This is a genomic window from Nodosilinea sp. LEGE 07298, assembly GCF_015207265.1.
Classification (GTDB): domain Bacteria; phylum Cyanobacteriota; class Cyanobacteriia; order Phormidesmidales; family Phormidesmidaceae; genus Nodosilinea.
Window position 1 is genome coordinate 1 of sequence record NZ_JADEXE010000120.1, and the last position, 18,359, is coordinate 18,359.

An 18,359-nucleotide genomic window follows, 5' to 3' on the forward strand; every position below is an offset into this window, starting at 1 on the left:
GGGTGACGGCGATCGCCTCAAACACCCCCAGCCCGCCTGGTGCCCCAGGAATCACCAGCCCGGCTAGCCAGGCCAGACTAAACAGGCTCACCACCGGCAGCCAGAGGGTGATGGGTAGGGGGCTAACAGCGCTAACCACCAGCCCAAACCCCAGACCTCGCAGCAGCACAAAGCCCAGTTCACCCGCCAGGGGCTTGAGAGGATAGCGGTGCAGTGCGGCGGGGGCCAGCTGCTCTGTATTCTGATCTTTGACTTTGGCCTGCCCCAGTCGATTCATAAGTGGGTTAAGCCAGCGCGGGTGAACCGCTCCCAGCACCAGGCCTAGCACCGCTATTTGTCCTGGCCAGTACTGGGTGGGGCTAGCTAACCCCAACAGCAGGGCGGCGGTAGCCATGAGCAATGGCTCTAGCACTACGCCGACAATCGCTGGCCCTCGGGCAACACCGATCTCTCCCAGGGCTCGCACCCGGCCATAGAAATGCCAGACATTGCCCGGCAGGTACTTCAGCAAATTTGTTTTGAGATAGACCGGCATGCTCCAGATGCCCTGCACGGGCTGCTGGAGCGCCTGCAAAATCCAGCTCCAGACCCAACCCGACCAGCAATGGGCCAGCAGCGTAACCACCAGGGCCGACAACAGCAGGGAAAATCCGTTGGTGCGGAGGCGAATGGCCGTTACCTCGCTCCAGTGGTTCGCCAAGGTATGAGCTAAAAATGCGATCGCGGCGGCCACAATCACCCAGCGCAGGTAACGTTTCAGCAAAGCTATAACCAGGCCCCCACTGTGATACCCTAGTAAAGTTGTCTGATAAATCGCACATTCGAATTTTCGGGTCTTTCCCACTGGGAGAGCACGTTCGAATGGAGGATTAACCCGAAAGGAGTCAAAACCAAATGCCCGTTATTACTCTACCCGAGCTACTAGAGTCTGGGGTTCACTTCGGCCACCAAACCCGCCGCTGGAATCCCAAGATGGATCAGTACATCTTCACCGCCCGCAATGGGGTTCACATCATTGACCTGGTGCAGACAGCCCAGTTGATGGAAGAAGCCTACAAGTTTGTCCGCGGTGCCGCAGAGCAGGGGCAAAAGTTCCTGTTTATTGGCACCAAGCGCCAGGCCGCCGGCATTGTGGCCCAAGAGTCTAGCCGTTGTGGGTCTCATTATGTCAACCAGCGCTGGCTGGGCGGCATGCTCACCAACTGGGAAACCATCAAGTCTCGCGCCAACCGCCTTAAAGATCTAGAGCGCATGGAAGAAACAGGGGCCATTGACCTGCGCCCCAAAAAAGAAGCCGCCGTGCTGCGCCGTGAGCTAGAGAAGCTGCAAAAGTACCTAGGCGGCATTAAAACCATGCGCAAGGTGCCCGATGTTGCCATCATTGTCGATATCAAGCGCGAATATAATGCCGTGTCAGAATGCCACAAGCTTGGCATTCCCATTATTTCGCTGCTAGATACCAACTGCGACCCTGACCTGGTAGACGTACCCATCCCCGGTAACGACGACGCCATTCGTTCTATCAAGCTGATTCTTGGCAAGCTGGCCGATGCCATCTACGAAGGGTCTCACGGCGGTCAGTCGAGCGGCGACGACGACTACGAAGACTATGATGGAGCCGAAGACGACGAGGACGGCTACGATGCTCCCGCTGCCGATAGCGGCGAAGAGTAAGGCTTACCTCCCTCAAGCAAGAGGCTCTCTTGCTTGAGGGAGAGCGATCATTGTGAAGCCCCTTCGAAAGATGCTCCAGGGGTTTAAGCTGAATTAAGGCATTTCCCCTTTGTTTGTCTGTTTGTATTGAGTTTGACGACAGCGCGTTAGGACGTTAAAACACCATGGCAGATATTTCTGCAAAGCTCGTCAAAGACCTGCGCGACAAAACCGGCGCAGGCATGATGGATTGCAAAAAAGCCCTGAAAGAAAATGAGGGCGACATTGAAAAGGCCATTGAATGGCTCCGCCAAAAAGGCATTGCCTCTGCTTCTAAGAAAGAGGGCCGAGTAGCCGCCGAGGGTTTGGTTGACAGCTATATCCATACCGGTGGCCGGGTAGGCGTGCTGGTAGAAATGAACTGCGAAACTGACTTTGTAGCCCGTCGCGACGAATTTAAGACTTTGGTGCGCGATGTTGCTATGCAAATCGCTGCTTGCCCAAACGTAGAGTACGTGCGGGTTAACGACATTCCTGCCGATGTGGCCGAGAAAGAGAAATCCATTGAGATGGGTCGCGATGACATCGCCAATAAGCCTGCTGCCATGCAGGAGAAGATTGTCGAAGGCCGCATTCAAAAGCGCCTGAAGGAGCTATCTCTGATGGATCAACCCTTCATCAAAGACCAAAATATCTCGGTGGAAGAGCTAATTAAGCAGGCAATTTCTAAGCTGGGTGAAAATATCCAGGTGCGCCGCTTCTCCCGCTTTGTTCTGGGTGAGGGCATCGAAAAAGAAGAGACTAACTTCGCCGATGAAGTCGCCGCCCAGACCGGTATGAAGAAAGAAGCCGCGCCAGAGACCGCACCGGAGCCTGCCGCAGAACCGGCCAAAGAGTCGGCTAAAAAGAAGAAGAAAAAGTAAGTGCGGCCCTCATGGGCTAGGAAACGGGGGTGCTGTTGTTGCACCCCCGTTTTTATATAAACCAAATCTAAGTTCAGAAGTGGAATGTTGCCGAGGGGAAAACTACAGATCTCGAGCTGGACTTGAGATGTCCCTATAATCAGGTATGGCATGGGTAGAGATGCATGGTAAGGCCAGTTGAAAGTATTCGCAAAGATCTCAGTGCGCTAGAGGGTGCCACTGCCACGCTAGCCGAGGAGTTTAGCCAAATTTACGCTACCTACCTGTCGGTGCTGGGTCAGGCTATGCGGCGGCAGGTAATTATGGCTACCTACCACCTCTGTACTCAGGTCTACCCCGAAGATTTTTTGGCGCTGACTGTCAGCGATCGCGCTCGTCTTCAAAAGGCGATGCAAAGCCTGGGGCACAAAGCCCAGGGTTGGCTTCAGCAACTAATGGAACCCGATCAAACAGCTCCAAAGATTGACCTTACCCAGCGCCTTAACCCTGAAGATCTCAACCGCTTAGAAACCGCCCTCGCGTCCCTGTCCCAGCCATCGGAGGCTGCTGCTGGCGATGAGGTCGATGAGTCTGATCAGGTCTCGCTTTCAGATGATGATAAGTCAACTGAGGGAGCAGAAACAGACGCGATCGCGCCCGAGACTCCCGCCATACCAGAATCTTCCCCACTGCCTTTAGCGGCAGCTTCATCAGAGGAATTATCACCAGAAGAATCGTTATCAGAAGAATCATCACCCGACAGTGAATCCGATGAAGCGACAGAAACAGCCGCAGGAATTGATCCTAAAGCGCTGATGCAATCGGTGATTATGGCCGCTATGGCCAACGAGATTGAAGAGACCTTTAGCGATCGCCCCTTTACCGGCGACCCGCTCACTCCCACTCTGGTCGCAAAGCACCATCTCATTCTGGAGCAGATGATTCGCGCCGTGCTTGAGCGGGTGTCTAGGAAGGCCAATAACCTGTTGAGGAAAGCTAAGGTGATTCCCGACCTGCCTGAATCGGTGCTGGAGGTGGCATCTGATGCCGATGTCGCGGCTCCTAAGGGGCACTCTGTTCCCAATGTGCTGAATGTGCTGGTGGCAATGGCGGGCGATGTGGCCGCAGAGCTTGACCGCCCAGAGCAAGACAGCGATGGGGCCGAGGCCGAGATTGCTGAAATTTCTGAAGACGATGCAGAAGCTCTAGAAGGCGCTATGACTCACCTGGCTGCTATTCACCTGCGCCTGGGCGATATTGAGTTTGGCGATGTGCAGTCGGCACTCTGGCGCAGCAAGCTGCGAACAGCGGTCGGCAGGCTGCGCAAGCTGGGCAAGCAGTACCAGCAGGCCGAGCGCGAGCTGGCGATCGCTCAAGCCGAGCAAGCCTGGCGATCGGTCTGGTACGACGATACGTCCCGGTAGGATTCGGGCCAGAATCCATGACAGAAACACAGACATCCCTGCCCGATTGGGTGCGGCTACAGCGAGCCCTCTCGGTTGAGGCCGAAACCGGCTTCAACAATCTAGTGGGCAAACAGCAGAGCTTCAGCGAGTTTTTGCGGGATAGTCTGCAACAGCCTCCCACCGTTCTCCCTGCCGACCAGCAGCAGTCGTGGCAAAGCTTAGCCCAAAAATATGACGGCTACATCGATCTCAGCTTTGCCCAGCGCCAGCATCTGGTGGCCGAAACCCGCCGCTTTCTCCACGGCACCCAGCGCCTGCTAGAGAAATTTGCCGAGACTAAAGCCCTCCGCACCCGAGAAAGTAGCGCTATAGAGTCAGGTGAACCGACAACCGCTAAAGTATCCCGGCGACCCAAAGCTGCGCCTAAAACTACCCAGCTAGCAAAGGCTACTGGCACCGGCAGCTTTCGGTTTGGCCTCGACCAGCCCGTCACCTACCTGAAGGGGATTGGCCCTAAGAACAGCGATCGCCTGGCCAAGCTAGGCTTGTTTACCGTTCAAGATGTGCTCTATTACTATCCCCGCGACCACATCAACTATGCCCAGCAGGTCAAAATTCGCGAATTAGAACCGGGCGAAACGGTCACCATTGTCGGTACTGTCAAACGAGTTAACTGCTTCACCAGCCCCCGTAACAAAAAGCTGACCATTTTTGAGCTGCAGCTCTCTGATGGCAGCGGTACCCTCAAGCTCAACCGTTTTTACCCCGGTAACCGCTACGCTACCCCCAGCTGGCAGCAGCAGCAAAAGCGCCAGTACCCCCAGGGAGCCGTCGTCGCCGCCTCGGGCCTGGTCAAAGACGGTAAGTTTGGCGTCACGCTGGACGATCCGCACCTGGAGGTGTTGGACAGTATGAGCGATCGCATTGAGTCGCTCACCATTGGCCGTATGGTGCCAGTGTATTCCCTTACCGAAGGCGTTGCCGCTGACCTGGTGCGCAAAGCCGTAGCTGCTTCTCTGCCCGCGATCGCAGATCTTCAAGATCCGCTGCCGGTGGACATGCGCCATAAGTATGAGCTGATCGGGGTGGGAGATGCGATCGCCCAAATCCACTTTCCCAACGACGAAGAAAACCTGGCCAAAGCCCGCCGCCGCCTGGTGTTTGATGAATTTCTCTACCTCCAGCTGGGTCTCCTGCGTCGCCGCCAGCAGCAGCAGGCCCAGCAAACCGCCATTACCCTCGCCCCCACCGGAGAACTGATTGACCAGTTCTATAGCGTTATTCCCTTCAGCCTGACCGGAGCCCAGCAGCGGGTGGTCAACGACATTCTCGCCGACCTGCAAAAGCCCGTACCCATGAATCGTTTGGTGCAGGGGGATGTAGGGTCAGGTAAAACAGTTGTTGCTGTGGTTGCGACCCTCGCCGCTATTCAGTCGGGCTATCAGGCCGCCATCATGGCCCCCACTGAGGTACTGGCCGAGCAGCACTACCGCAAACTGGTGGAATGGTTTAACCAGCTGCACCTCACCGTGGAACTGCTGACCGGCTCTACCCGCGCCGCCAAACGCCGCAAAATGCTGGGGGAACTGGCTACCGGAGAGCTACCCATCCTGGTCGGCACCCACGCCCTGATTGAAGACCCCGTTCAGTTCCGCGACCTGGGCCTGGTGGTGATCGACGAACAACACCGCTTCGGCGTGCAGCAACGGGCTAGGCTCACGCAAAAAGGAGCAAACCCTCACATCCTTACCCTCACCGCAACTCCCATTCCCCGCACGCTCACGCTGACCATGCACGGCGATTTAGACGTCAGCCAGATTGACGAACTGCCGCCGGGGCGCAAGGCCATTCAAACCACACTGCTGACCAACAAAGAACGCCCCCACGCCTACGACCTGATTAGGCGCGAGATTGCCCAAGGTCGCCAGGTGTACGTGGTGCTGCCTCTGGTAGATGAATCCGAAAAGCTCGATCTCAAGTCTGCTGTAGAAGAACACCAGCGACTGGCAGAGGTGATTTTTCCCGAATTTGCCGTCGGCCTGCTGCACGGGCGCATGTCTTCCGCTGAGAAAGATGCCGCCATTACCGCCTTCCGCAACCAGGAATTACACATTTTGGTGTCTACAACGGTCGTGGAAGTTGGGGTAGATGTGCCCAACGCCTCAGTCATGCTGATTGAGCACGCCGAGCGGTTTGGTCTTTCTCAGCTTCACCAGCTGCGAGGTCGAGTCGGGCGGGGAGCCGCTCAGTCATTCTGCCTCCTGCTCAGCAGCAGTCGCAGCGAACAGGCCCTACAACGCCTCAAGGTGCTAGAGCAGTCCCAAGATGGCTTTTTTATCGCTGAAATGGACCTGCGCTTTCGCGGCCCTGGGGAAGTGTTGGGCACCCGCCAGTCGGGTCTACCCGATTTTGCCCTGGCCAGCCTAATTGAAGACCAGGACGTGCTGATGCTGGCCCGCAAGGCGGCAGAGGCCTTGCTGAAAGAAGATCCGGAACTGGCCCGCTGGCCCAAACTGGCCAAAGAGCTTCAGCGCCGCTACGAAAAGCTCATGGGCGGCGCAATTATGACCTAGTACTCGACGGTTGAAATGTGCCCACCACTCCGAATTGTTTGGCTCCCTAGCCCCCCTGCTCCCTAGCCCCCGAGAATAGTATCTAAACTTGCGTCGCAGAGTACTAATCTCCCAGCACCTCTAGCACCACCTTGGGCTGAAGTTTTGTCTTAAACCACACCACCTGGGCCGGAACGTTCGCTATATCTATTCCCGCGTTCTCCAGGTTGAGCCGCTCCGACACCGCCAGTATCAGGTTGTCGCGCCCCGACTTGCGCACCTGGGCAAATTTTTTGCGCAGGTACTCGGGCCGCCAGTAGCCCACGATCTCCAGCAAATACTCTCGGCCATCAGGGTGCACTACGCGAAAGTCAGGAATCATCACGCTGCCGGGTAGCGGTACCAGATCCACCTCTCGCTCTAGCTTCCAGGGGGTTTTGGCAGGCCAGCGACTGACAAAAGATTCTTCAATCATGCTGTCGTAAGTTTTGCCCGGCGGGTAGTGGGTGACCAAGCCACAGTCGCTGTCGAGACTAAACTGTCGGGCTTTCACCTGCTGAGTATAGCTATCCTTCATTTGCAGCGTCGCCGTCAGTCGCCACCGGCTGACATGCAGAATAGCGGGAATTAGCTTGGCAATATCGACCCCGTAGCGGGTGCTGGGCTTGAACAGGCTGGCGGGGCCATCGATGGTGATAGTAAAGCCCTGGTCGGCGTCGCCCTCGATGTAGGTCATTAGCCGAAACAGCTTTAGATAGCGAAACATGAGCTTGTACTCGCCAGGGTCGTTGCGGTACAGGTGCATGGCCAGGTCGCTGGCTTTGTAGAATACCCCTTGGGTCTGCGATAGGTTGTAGCGGTGAATCAGGGCGTCGGGCGTCGGGACCTCAAACTCAATCAGAATGTGGTTGTCCTGACGATCGGCGTAGAGGCCTTGGCGCAGGTCAGCCACCGATACCTCGCGATCCAGTTCTTCCGAAAGTTTTTGCCCCAGGGTTGTCAGAGTTTCTTGGGCGGCAGCGGAAGACGGAATGCCCTGGGCCGCCAGAGCAAAAACTCGCCGCCGTAGCTCAATTGGTTCCAGCGGGCTAACGACGTCAAAGGTGGCAAAGCTGTTGCGCAGAATGTGGGCCAGCCCCCGCTTGATGCGGTAGTTGGTGTCTTCGCCTTCCAGGTCTTGGAGTTGGCGGTTGAGGTCGCCCTGGGTATGGCCCACCTGCTGTTGAAACAGCTGGATCAGATCGGCTGCGATCGCCCGATTTGCCGTATCCAACCCCAGCCGCTTGGGCTGTAGCCCCTCCCCCTGATAGCGGTAAATTAATAGATCGCTCGGTAACGTGAGTCTCACCTCCTACAATGAATCGAGTGGGCAGAAGCCCTAAGATTGAAGCACAGAGACAGGTTGTAGGATCGTTACGTCTTACCCCTTCGCCCTGAATCTTACCGGATATGACTATGCTCAACTTCCAGCCCTTGGGCTTTATTCAGCAGGCTCTAGCCACCGACCTCGGGGTGATGGCCTACTATACCCCTGGCGGCTGGCCCTGGCAGCGAGAGGATGACATCTCGCGTCCCCCACTGGTGTTTCTCCACAGCCTCGGGGGCGGTTCCTCGGCCTTTGAGTGGTCAAAAGTCTACGCCGCCTTTGGTACTACCCACCGGGTGATCGCTCCCGACCTGATTGGCTGGGGCCAGTCAACCCACCCGGCCCGCGCCTATTCGGTGGATGATTATTTTGACATGATTACTCACTTGCTAGAGGCGATCGCTGAACCCCCAGCCCTGGTAGCAGCCACCTCCCTTACCGCTGGGGTCGTCATTCGCCTGGCGGGTCTGCGCCCCGATTTATTTAAGGGGTTATTTTTAGTGTCGCCCTCAGGCAACAGCGACTTTGGCCGTGATTATAAGACTAGCCTGCCCGCCCTGCTAGCCAGTACTCCTGGGGTAGACAAACTGGTGTATCAGATGGGGGCGGCCAATGAACTGGCGGTGCGATCGTTTCTATCAACATTTCTATTTGCTGATTCTCGCCGGATTACTCCAGATATCGTACAGGCTTACCTGGCCTGTACCCAGCAGCCCAACGCCGAATACGCCGCTTTGGCTTCCCTCAACGGGGATATTAGCTTTGACCTATCGCGCTATATTGGTCAGCTCCAAACCCCTACCACATTTGTACTGGGGGCCGGATCACGATTTTCGGCCCCGGCAATGGTTAAGCGACTGGCTAGCCTCAACCCCAAAGCTGTACAGCAGGTCATCGAGATCCCTAACTCTGGCGTACTGCCCCATGTCGAGCACCCCGCCGTAGTAGTGGGCTTATTGCGGCAGTTTCTATCCACCTACGACTCCAAAAGCTAGCGATCTACCGCTTCACCCATTCACTTACAGGCTTAGTTTCGCGCCAGCCACTTTTGGCCATTGAGCCGCATCAAGGTAAAGAGCACCAGCAGATCTAGGTTGATTTTACGCTCATCGCCCATAAACTGCTCAATCGTGCTGGGCTGAGCACCCTTGTCGGCCAAGTAGAACAATTTAGGGCTGGTAATATCGTCTTTGGTAAATACAATATTGAACTGGCGATCTCCCCCCTTCCACTTACCTTTAACGTGCCAGTAGCTTTCTCCATCACTGACCCCAAAGACCCCTAAGGGCTGCTGGCCAAGGGTGAGCTGAATATCGTCAATGCCTTTTTCTTGAAAGGCTGTGTTCAACGATGGAATGAAGTGCTGCTCAATAAACTCCGTGAAAGGCTTATCCTCCAGGGCAGGAGGCTTTTCCTTTTTAGCAGCCTTTGGCGCAGCCCCTGCCTTGGGAGCTGCCTTCGCCGCGGGTGAGGGTTTAGCGGCCTTTGCGTCTGAAGCTGGGGAGCCCTCTGCCGAAGGAGTTTTATCGTCAGCCATCTTTTCGTCAGCCATAAACTGAAAAACCTAAAACAACAAAAGGATTAAACCTAGCGGTTGAGCCACTGGCCCAGTTGTTCTATCCCATAGTAGAGGAAAGGATTCTAAAACGCATGGCCTATCAGACAAAAAACGGCACTTACAACGAAAGTAGGTGCCGTTTTTTGTCTATTCAATGATTTAAGGTCTAGCCCTAGGGAGCTAGGTGCAGCATTTCTCTCCGAACTGTAGCTACATCGGGCGAAGTGCCGTTGCCATGGGGAATACCCATTGCTTGGAGATCGCTCTCCACCATGAGGTGCACCAGTTGCTCAAAGGTAACACTCGGTTCCCAGCCCAGGGCCTGACGAGCCTTAGTAGCATCACCAATCAGCAGATCAACCTCCGCCGGTCGCAAATAGCGGGGATCAAACTCGACGTAGTCGTGCCAGTCAAGGTTAACGTGGTTAAACGCAATGTCTAGAAACTCGCTAATAGCATGGGTTTCGTTGGTGGCCACCACGTAGTCATCCGGTCGATCTTGCTGCAGCATTAGCCACATGGCCCGCACGTAGTCTTTGGCATAGCCCCAGTCGCGCTTAGAGTCGAGGTTGCCCAGATAAATCTTTTTCTGCTGACCTGCAACAATGCGCGCCACGGCTCTCGTGATCTTACGAGTCACAAAGGTTTCGCCCCGACGAGGCGATTCGTGGTTAAACAGTATTCCGTTGCAGGCAAACAAGTCGTACGATTCGCGGTAGTTGATGGTTTGCCAATGGGCGAAGACCTTAGCGCAGGCGTAGGGGCTGCGGGGGTAGAAGGGGGTGGTCTCCTTTTGGGGAATTTCCTGCACCTTACCAAACATTTCTGAAGACCCGGCCTGGTAGAAGCGGACCTCTAGACCGGTGCGGTGTTGATAGTCGCGAATCGCTTCTAGAATTCGCAGGGTGCCCATTCCCACCGCGTCAGCCGTGTACTCGGGCGAATCAAAGCTCACCCGCACGTGGGACTGTGCGCCCAGGTTGTAAACCTCCTGAGGCTGCACCTGCTCTAGAATGCGCCGCAGCATGGTGCCATCGGTTAAGTCGCCGTAGTGCAAAAACAGCCGAGCTTCGGCACTGTGAGGATCGATATAAACGTGATCAATGCGATCGGTATTGAATGTAGAGGTACGGCGAATAATGCCGTGTACCTCGTAGCCTTTATCTAAAAGCAACTCTGCTAAGTAAGATCCATCCTGACCGGTAATACCAGTGATTAGGGCTCGTTTGGGTTGACTCATAGGAATTTAATCTCGTACGGCAATGCTTGGCTTGTTAAGTTTATAGCACCTCAAAAAAACCAGATTTTCTCAGGAGCGGCAGCGTAATTCAGGGGCTTTGGCCTCTGCAAATTTGCGATGAAGCCGTTAATGAGATGCCCTTGAATAGAATACGTGCGTCCACTTAGACTACCCAGCTATGCTTTAAAAGGTTCAGCTGTTCGCCGTTAGATATCCCCTCGCTAAGAAAGGAACGTCGACAACCACGCCTTTAACCTCTCCTACGGTAACCTCCAGGCCAGCCCCACCGGCTTTAGTGCGAATGTACCCCAACCCCATAGGACCATGGGAGGCCTCAACAACGCTGGTGAGTAAACCCACTTTTTCATCCCCAACCAGGATGCTCTCTCCTGGTTGGGCAGTGCCGCCAAGCCGAATGCCCCAAAGCTGTTGTTTGACGCCTTGGTAGGTATTTAGCCGAGCAATAGTCTCCTGACCGATGTAACACCCTTTTTCAAAGGAAATCGCTTGCCACAGCCCTGCTTCGAGCGGATTGTAGTCTTCGGTGAGCTCGTGATTTGGGGCAGGGCGGCCCTGCTGTACCCTGAGCTGTTGCCACAGAGCTTCTCCTACTGGTACCGCTGCTGCATCGGTAATCAACTGCCATACCTGATCTGCTGCTTCAGCTGCTACCAGCAGGGTATACCCAGGCAGACCAAGACCGCTGCCTACGGCCAGACGCACAGGCAAATTATGGAGGCTAACACTTTGATGGTCGCCGTAGAAGCAGTCGGTGCCTATCTCAATACTCAATTGCTTCAAAGTGTCAGCGCTTCCAGGCCCAATCAGTGAAAATACAGCCATGTCTTGGGTCAGATTCGTTAGCGAAACCTGATCGGCAGGGAAAATATAACGATCCATCCAGTTTATCAAGCGCTGATCTTGGCCAGGGGAGGTAATCAGCAGCAAAGACTCTTCGGTGACGTAGACCGTGGCTAGGTCAATAGTGCGTGCAGTAGAGGTTACAAATACGGTGTCGCAGCCTTCCCCAGGTTGGCGCTGGGTAAAGGCATTAGTGGTTTGGTTGTGAATGAATCGGAGGCGATCGCCCCCGGTCATCTGAATCACTCCCCAGTGGCTGCGATCCACTAGAGCAGCACCCGTAGACACTGCTTCTAGCGCAGCAACAGCATTACCAAAAGATATCGGGATGCCGTCATTACTTAAAATGGCCCCCTGAGTCTGCTGTAACTCTCGAAGTGCTTGCATTATTACTCGCTTACATAACTCTGCTTTACCAAACCTTATTCTAGAGCGGCAATAGACACCAAACGCAAAAAGCGCTCCCCTAGGGGAACGCTTTTTACTCATCAACCAATGGGGTAGTCGCTGGGGACTAGCCGATGATTTCAGGAGCCTCAGCCGTAGCCAGGTCGAGGGGGAAGTTGTGAGCATTGCGCTCGTGCATCACTTCCATACCCAGGTTGGCCCGGTTGATCACATCAGCCCAGGTGCCAATCACACGACCCTGTGAGTCAAGGATGGACTGGTTGAAGTTGAACCCGTTCAGGTTGAACGCCATCGTGCTGATGCCGAGAGCGGTGAACCAGATGCCGATCACAGGCCAGGCACCCAAGAAAAAGTGCAGGCTGCGGCTATTGTTGAAGCTGGCGTATTGGAAGATCAACCGACCGAAGTAGCCGTGGGCTGCAACGATGTTGTAGGTCTCTTCTTCTTGGCCAAACTTGTAGCCGTAGTTCTGTGACTCAGTCTCGGTGGTCTCACGCACCAGCGAACTGGTGACAAGAGAACCGTGCATGGCGGAGAACAGGGAACCACCGAACACACCGGCTACACCCAGCATGTGGAAGGGGTGCATCAGAATGTTGTGCTCAGCCTGGAACACCAGCATGAAGTTGAAGGTACCCGAGATACCCAAAGGCATGCCGTCAGAGAAGGAGCCTTGGCCCAGGGGGTAAATGAGGAACACAGCGGAGGCAGCGGCCACGGGTGCGCTGTAAGCAACGCAGATCCAGGGGCGCATGCCGAGGCGGTAGCTCAGTTCCCACTCACGACCCATGTAGCAGAAGACGCCGATGAGGAAGTGGAAAATTACCAACTGGTAAGGGCCACCGTTGTACAGCCACTCATCGAGGGAAGCGGCTTCCCAGATGGGGTAGAAGTGCAAGCCAATGGCGTTCGAGGAAGGCACAACCGCACCGGAGATGATGTTGTTGCCGTACATCAAAGAGCCAGCCACGGGCTCACGGATGCCGTCGATGTCGACGGGGGGTGCAGCGATGAAGGCTACGACGAAGCAGGCGGTAGCAGCGAGCAGGGTGGGAATCATCAACACGCCGAACCAGCCTACATACAGGCGGTTTTCGGTGCTGGTGACCCACTGGCAAAACTGCTCCCACAGGGAGGCGCTTTCGCGCTGCTGTAGAGTAGTGGTCATAATGTATTAGTCCAGTTAAACGTACTAAGTATTTAGCTGAGAGTTGTTTCAGCCATCATTACAATAACACACATTTCTATATAAACTTGATTACAAAATAATTTTGGCTAAAGGTGAGAGGGCAGAGAGTTGCAATCCTATGCGGTTGGTGGTGGAATAGAAGTCTGCCTTGTTCTGCCTACTGGATTAGAGCAATGGCTAAGGGCCTGTAAAGGGGCCTACTAAGGGGGCGTGGCGGAATGGTAGACGCTACGGACTTAGAAAACTGAGCCTTAGCAGAGAAATCTGTTAAGTGGAAGCTCTCAAACTCAGGGAAACCTAACTCTATTTAAGGTGGCGGTAGCTTACCTACACCAAAACTAGACAGGGCAATCCTGAGCCAAGCTGGCGAAAATTTACGCCAGAAGGTGCAGAGGCCCGACGGGAGCTACCCTAACGTGAAGACGAGGGTAAAGGGAGGGTCCAATTCTCAAAACCTGGCTGGGGTTGTATCCCAGTTCGGCAGCAGCGAAAGCTGCGGGAGGATGAAAATCCGTTGACCTTAAACGGTCGTGAGGGTTCGAGCCCCTCCGCCCCCATACCAGCTTTGCCATTCATCCATAAAGAGTCCTCAAGAAAACTTATCCTCAAGAAAATTTCTTGTGTCCAGGCCTTTCTGGTCTAGTTCTTGGTCAAACATTGTTTTGACACAGAATGCTTGTAGTATTCTTTTTAAAAGTTCCCTGTAGGGTCTGACCCCTCAGTCCACAATCGGGGGTGAGGGAGAAAGGCTTGTAGTTGTATCTATTCGAGTTAACCCATCAGAGCTTCGTATTTCTAGGCAAACTACCGCTTGACTATCAACCTATCAACAGTGGGGGCCTAAGTTGTGGCTCAGTACAATGGCTGACTAGGCTGAAGGCAGAATTGCATTGTGCTATTTTATACAAGTAGCTCATGGCCCTTACGTAAAGGCCTGGGGTATCTCTGCATATTTTTTGTAGAGTGCACAGCATCTTGGGTTAAGTCTAAGCAGACTTGACTTTCTTTATGGTTGTGAATTTGCCATCGGGTTCATTGGGTTTGAGGTTTATTGGGTTCAAGTTTTGAAGAATCCATCCTTACAACACGATCTGCGGGTGCGGCAACTACCGCTACTCTATTCCAGCGGATATAGAAAAGCGTGAGGACAGCGCCTGACAACAAGTTCTGTTGGTCATTAGTCACGCACTAAGGAAAGGTCGTTAGCCCTAAGTTAGCCCCGGTCATCACTAGGGTTGAGTTGAGTAACCAATGTCTCGAGAAGTTGTGTCAAGATACCTTTCAATGGAGCCAAACGACTATAGGGCTCGCCCTGGGCTAAGCCTAGCTCAGGCGCAACAGGTGATTTACGATTTTTTGCTAGAAATCGTTAAAATTTGGCATCCTGAAGATGTTTTAGAAGAGTTTCGACATCTTTTTATTCACCATACCGACTCGGTTAGCTCCCAGACTTTGCCAGCGCTCCACGTCATTTTGTTTGCTAATGATGAGCAGGAGTTTCGCAACACCATTAAACGCTGCTGCTACATTCTCGTCAACAATTGGGAAGTTGCCCGACAGTTTGATGCGATTCAGAATCTAGTGGATATTTTCTCAGATCCATTGATTCAGCGCCGTACCTTATCGCCAACCCTAAAGCGGTTGCGCCACTGGCTGAACCGGTTTCTAGAAAGCGATGATTTTGAAGAACTCAGGCTGTTTGCGGCCCGTTATGCTGAGGAGCGTACTCTAAACCGTCCCGATGAATGGGCCGCCCGCTATACCTCTTATCTTTTGGTACCGCAGTACGTCAATGAGACCAACCCGATTGAGCAACGCCAGGCGGCTCGGGCTCTCTCCCGTCGGCTAAAGGATAAGTTTAAGTTTGATTTGGCCCTTTATACGGCCTACGGACAGTCAGGTCAGGCCCATGGGCGTACCGTAGAAAACCCAACCGTTTTGGGAGATAATGCTCTCCGATTGGTTAAGGCCATTGTGGCAAGGCGAGGTGAGTTTAGCTATAAGAACCTAGCTCATTTGTTCTTGAATCAGGTTCAAGAGAGCTATTACGGTGAGTTTAAGGGCAGCTTGACGCGTTATTTGCTTTATACAGTTAATAACAACCCGATCTCAAAGCAAATCCAGGATCATTTAGACGCTCGTCTAGCAAATCTTTATGTTGAGTTTGAGCCTCAGTCCCTGGACCCATCTTTGGTGCTACGTACGTGCAACCGAGTAGTTGACTACCTCACGACGGAAGATCAAGAACAGCCCTCGCCTCTATTTTCGCTGGTGCTTTCTCAGGGGAACGCCCTGACACTGGCCATTATCTTGCTCAAGCTGGTGCTGGTTTCGCGTCATACGCTGCCTTACCTGGAAGCTAGGATTGCCAGTCTGATTCGCTATTACGAACAGTTTCCCCGCAGTGAATGTCAGTGGGTGATTAATTTTCTAGAGGTGTTTCAGATTACGTTTGCAATTTATGGAGAAAACATTGAGTACAACCTGGTTAAGGTAGACCCCCACGCCGGTGAACTCAAGGCTGAGTTTCTTGCAGAGCGTCAAGGCATGGATGCCTTTAGGATTTTTTCTCAAACGCTGCGCTATCCCTATACCAACTTGCCAGAGGCTGCTGAGAAGCTAATGCCGGAGGGGCCATCGCCAGAAAGACTGATAGAAGAGCCACCCTCTTTTGAGGATGAACTTGAAGATGAATAAACGTCAACCTGGCAAGGGAGGCGCTGGCTGGGGTCTCTGGCTGTACCAAGTGCTGAGCGCCGTATGGTAGACCACCTGCCAAGGGAGGCCGTGGCAGCGCGCCACAGCTGCACAATCCTCGTATTCGGGATGGACGTTGAGAACAGCCTGTGTTTGAGGGTGGTAAGCCAGCTTTAGGTTGATAGGCCCATAGGGAGTCTGGAGGGTTTGAATTTGTCGGGGAAGCACCCAGCGCTGCTGAGGCTGGCGGCGAATGCCTAGGGTAGAGGTTTCAGAAAACAAAATATCAGCGCACTGGGGTTCGTCGCTAGGACGACAGATCACAGTAATTAGGAGTCCGGGCCGCGATTTTTTCATCGCTATAGGCTGGGTAAAGACGTCTAGGGCACCAACGCTGAAAAGGCGATCGTAGAGGTAGCCAATGGCCTGGGGAACCAGGTCGTCGACCTGAGTTTCGAGCAAAATAACGGTGTCTAGATCGTAGGGAATCTCTAGCTCTGACGTCTTTTCTGACTGTTCTTTTTGGGACGGGTTTGTCAATAACAAGGCTTGAGACGGTACTTCAGGGGATGGGGATGTTTGTGTTGGGATAGAGCCTGTTGTACCAATCCACAGGCGTAGGGCGTTCGCTACGGGTAGCGATTTACCTCCTGCCCCTAGCCCAGTGCGCTTTAGAGTCATGGTGGGGGGATCACCAAAATTTTGGGCCAGGGTGGTAGCGATCGCGGCTCCGGTCGGGGTAATTAGCTCGCCATCGAGACCGTTGCTGTAGAGGGGCACCTGATGCTGCTCAAGTAGCTTGAGTACGGCGGGGGCCGGTACGGGCAGCCAGCCGTGGGCTGCTTTTACTCGACCTCGCCCAGTGGGAAGTGGCGAGCAAACTAGGGTATCAATATCTAAATAATCTAGTCCCAGGCAGGTGCCGACAATATCAACGATGGCATCGGTGGCCCCCACCTCGTGGAAATGCACCTGATCGATCGCAATGCCGTGGACGGCAGCTTCGGCCTTAGCCAGGTTGCGAAATACAGCTAGGCTCCAGCGCTGGGCGCGATCGGGGAGATGGGCCTGGGTGATCAGTGTCTCGATCGCGGGCAGGTTGCGGCTAGGGTACACAACATGGCGGTGCTGTTTGTCACTAGGGTCGTGGTTGTGGTCGTGGTTGTGGTCGTGGTGCTCTGGGGGATGCTCTGGTGCAGCTTTTACCACAACTTGAGCCTGGAGCGCGCGCAGCCCCTGGCGCAGAACAGGGATGACTGAGAGGGTAAACTCGTCATTGAGCCCCAGGCGGGCCAGTTGGGCTTGCAGGTAATCTAAAGGTACGCCTGCGTCGACCAGGGCGGCCAGACACATATCGCCTGCAATGCCGGTGGGGCAGTCGAGGTAAGCTATCGTTTTCAACAGAACAATAGAAGTGGAAGGGCAATGGCAACAGTCTACAAGCTACATCCCAACAACCCACAGAGCCGCAAAATGGAAGCGATCGCGGCAGCGCTGCGACAGGGAGCGGTGGCGCTCTACCCCACAGACACAGTTTATGCCATTGGTTGTGACCTCAATCATAAAGGCGCGGTGCAGCGAGTGCGCCAGATCAAGCAGTTAGCCAACGAGAAGCCGCTGACCTTTTTGTGCGCCTCCCTGTCTAATATTGCCGACTATGCTCTAGTTAGCGATGGTGCCTATCGCTTAATTAAGCGACTCATTCCAGGGCCGTTTACCTTTTTGCTGCCCGCTACTCGTCAGGTGCCGCGCCTGGTGATGAACCCCAAGCGGCGGACTACAGGCATTCGGGTGCCCGATCATGCCATTTGCCTTGCCCTGGTGGAAACGCTGCAAAACCCGGTGATTTCGACCTCGGCCCTGACCCTGCTGCCCGCTTCAGAATCGGGGCGATCGGCCGATAAACCAGTCGACAAAATGATGATGTTTGACACCCTAGAAAAGCTCGTAGACGTGATTGTGGACGATGACCAGCCCCTGGCCCACGAGGTATCGACCATTCTCGACATGGAGGGCGAGGATCCTCTAGTCGTGCGCCAGGGGCTGGGCTGGGAAATGGCTCTTGACTGGGGTGCCCAACTGGCCTAGGCCCTAGGGCAACTGGGCAACTGGCACTCTGTTAGTTCGCCGTGGTGGCAAGGCTGAGCGGGCAGACTGTCTAGCGGTTTTGTCAGTACCTGAAAGGTTAATGGCGGCGCTGGTACTCTGGGCTAATAGCTCTGCTGTATAAGACTTTCATCGATTTCACGAGTGGGGGAGAGTGATAATTTAACCCAGATCTCTAATCCGCCAAACCAAGGGGATAAGGGATCTCGGCAGCCGCAGACAGATTTTGTGGCTGGCACAGGGTTTGGGAAATCGCCACAGTCTACTGGGGGGTACACAACAAGCCCGTCAGTACGCAACCAGTTCTTTAAACCAACTTATTGATTGTCCCGACTGGCTATTCCCGATATCGGTGTCGTTGTTAGGATTGGGTAACTATGAAGACCGCATCTACCTGCATTGCCATGCCCCCATCTTCCCC

Annotated in this window: 14 protein-coding genes; 7 read left to right on the top strand and 7 right to left on the bottom strand. The window is 54.3% G+C overall.

Annotated features, from left to right (window positions below):
* The coding region (locus tag IQ273_RS16915; RefSeq protein WP_194024342.1) for a UPF0104 family protein at nt 1–763 on the bottom strand (763 nt) is incomplete at its 3' end.
* A 131-nt stretch (nt 764–894) separates the two neighbouring features.
* Between IQ273_RS16915 and rpsB the strand changes: the two genes are divergently transcribed.
* The 4 genes from rpsB (at nt 895) to recG (ending at nt 6,534) form a co-directional block, all read left to right on the top strand.
* A complete protein-coding gene (gene rpsB, locus IQ273_RS16920) occupies nt 895–1,674 on the top strand; it encodes a 30S ribosomal protein S2 (protein WP_194024343.1) in 780 nt (259 codons plus the stop codon).
* 164 nt (nt 1,675–1,838) lie between these two features.
* Nucleotides 1,839–2,576: a translation elongation factor Ts gene (tsf, locus tag IQ273_RS16925; protein WP_194024344.1), complete on the top strand. Its 738-nt coding sequence runs from the start codon at nt 1,839–1,841 to the stop codon at nt 2,574–2,576.
* Between the two features lie 164 nt (nt 2,577–2,740).
* Entirely contained in the window at nt 2,741–3,979 is a 1,239-nt protein-coding gene (locus tag IQ273_RS16930) for a hypothetical protein (protein WP_194024345.1), read from the top strand.
* Nucleotides 3,980–3,996: 17 nt separating this feature from the next.
* A complete protein-coding gene (recG, locus tag IQ273_RS16935) occupies nt 3,997–6,534 on the top strand; it encodes an ATP-dependent DNA helicase RecG (protein WP_194024346.1) in 2,538 nt (845 codons plus the stop codon).
* A gap of 103 nt (nt 6,535–6,637) precedes the next feature.
* Here the strand turns inward: recG and IQ273_RS16940 are convergent, their stop codons facing one another.
* Nucleotides 6,638–7,861: a DUF790 family protein gene (locus IQ273_RS16940; protein ID WP_194024347.1), complete on the bottom strand. Its 1,224-nt coding sequence runs from the start codon at nt 7,859–7,861 to the stop codon at nt 6,638–6,640.
* Nucleotides 7,862–7,968: 107 nt separating this feature from the next.
* Here IQ273_RS16940 and IQ273_RS16945 point away from each other — a divergent pair, with 107 nt between their 5' ends.
* Nucleotides 7,969–8,874 carry an alpha/beta fold hydrolase gene (locus IQ273_RS16945; RefSeq protein ID WP_194024348.1) on the top strand — a complete coding sequence of 302 codons (906 nt, stop codon included), beginning with the start codon at nt 7,969–7,971 and terminating at the stop codon, nt 8,872–8,874.
* Nucleotides 8,875–8,906: 32 nt separating this feature from the next.
* Here IQ273_RS16945 and IQ273_RS16950 read toward each other — a convergent pair whose 3' ends face one another.
* The 4 genes from IQ273_RS16950 to psbA all read right to left on the bottom strand — a co-directional run bounded on the left by IQ273_RS16950 (nt 8,907) and on the right by psbA (nt 13,114).
* Nucleotides 8,907–9,431 carry a DUF2996 domain-containing protein gene (locus IQ273_RS16950; RefSeq protein WP_194024349.1) on the bottom strand — a complete coding sequence of 175 codons (525 nt, stop codon included), beginning with the start codon at nt 9,429–9,431 and terminating at the stop codon, nt 8,907–8,909.
* A 178-nt stretch (nt 9,432–9,609) separates the two neighbouring features.
* Entirely contained in the window at nt 9,610–10,677 is a 1,068-nt protein-coding gene (gene gmd / locus IQ273_RS16955; RefSeq protein ID WP_194024350.1) for a GDP-mannose 4,6-dehydratase, read from the bottom strand.
* Between the two features lie 192 nt (nt 10,678–10,869).
* Nucleotides 10,870–11,928 carry a YgfZ/GcvT domain-containing protein gene (locus tag IQ273_RS16960; protein ID WP_397198027.1) on the bottom strand — a complete coding sequence of 353 codons (1,059 nt, stop codon included), beginning with the start codon at nt 11,926–11,928 and terminating at the stop codon, nt 10,870–10,872.
* Nucleotides 11,929–12,052: 124 nt separating this feature from the next.
* A complete protein-coding gene (psbA, locus tag IQ273_RS16965) occupies nt 12,053–13,114 on the bottom strand; it encodes a photosystem II q(b) protein (protein WP_194024352.1) in 1,062 nt (353 codons plus the stop codon).
* A gap of 1,272 nt (nt 13,115–14,386) precedes the next feature.
* Here psbA and IQ273_RS16970 point away from each other — a divergent pair.
* Complete coding sequence (locus tag IQ273_RS16970) at nt 14,387–15,832, top strand: hypothetical protein (RefSeq protein ID WP_228053242.1); 1,446 nt, start codon at nt 14,387–14,389, stop codon at nt 15,830–15,832.
* 3 nt (nt 15,833–15,835) lie between these two features.
* Here the strand turns inward: IQ273_RS16970 and larC are convergent, their stop codons facing one another.
* Nucleotides 15,836–17,233: a nickel pincer cofactor biosynthesis protein LarC gene (gene larC, locus IQ273_RS16975; RefSeq protein WP_194024353.1), complete on the bottom strand. Its 1,398-nt coding sequence runs from the start codon at nt 17,231–17,233 to the stop codon at nt 15,836–15,838.
* Between the two features lie 24 nt (nt 17,234–17,257).
* On the opposite strand from larC, the gene IQ273_RS16980 reads away from it, so the two are divergent.
* Nucleotides 17,258–17,920: an L-threonylcarbamoyladenylate synthase gene (locus IQ273_RS16980; protein WP_194024354.1), complete on the top strand. Its 663-nt coding sequence runs from the start codon at nt 17,258–17,260 to the stop codon at nt 17,918–17,920.
* Nucleotides 17,921–18,359: the final 439 nt, after the last annotated feature.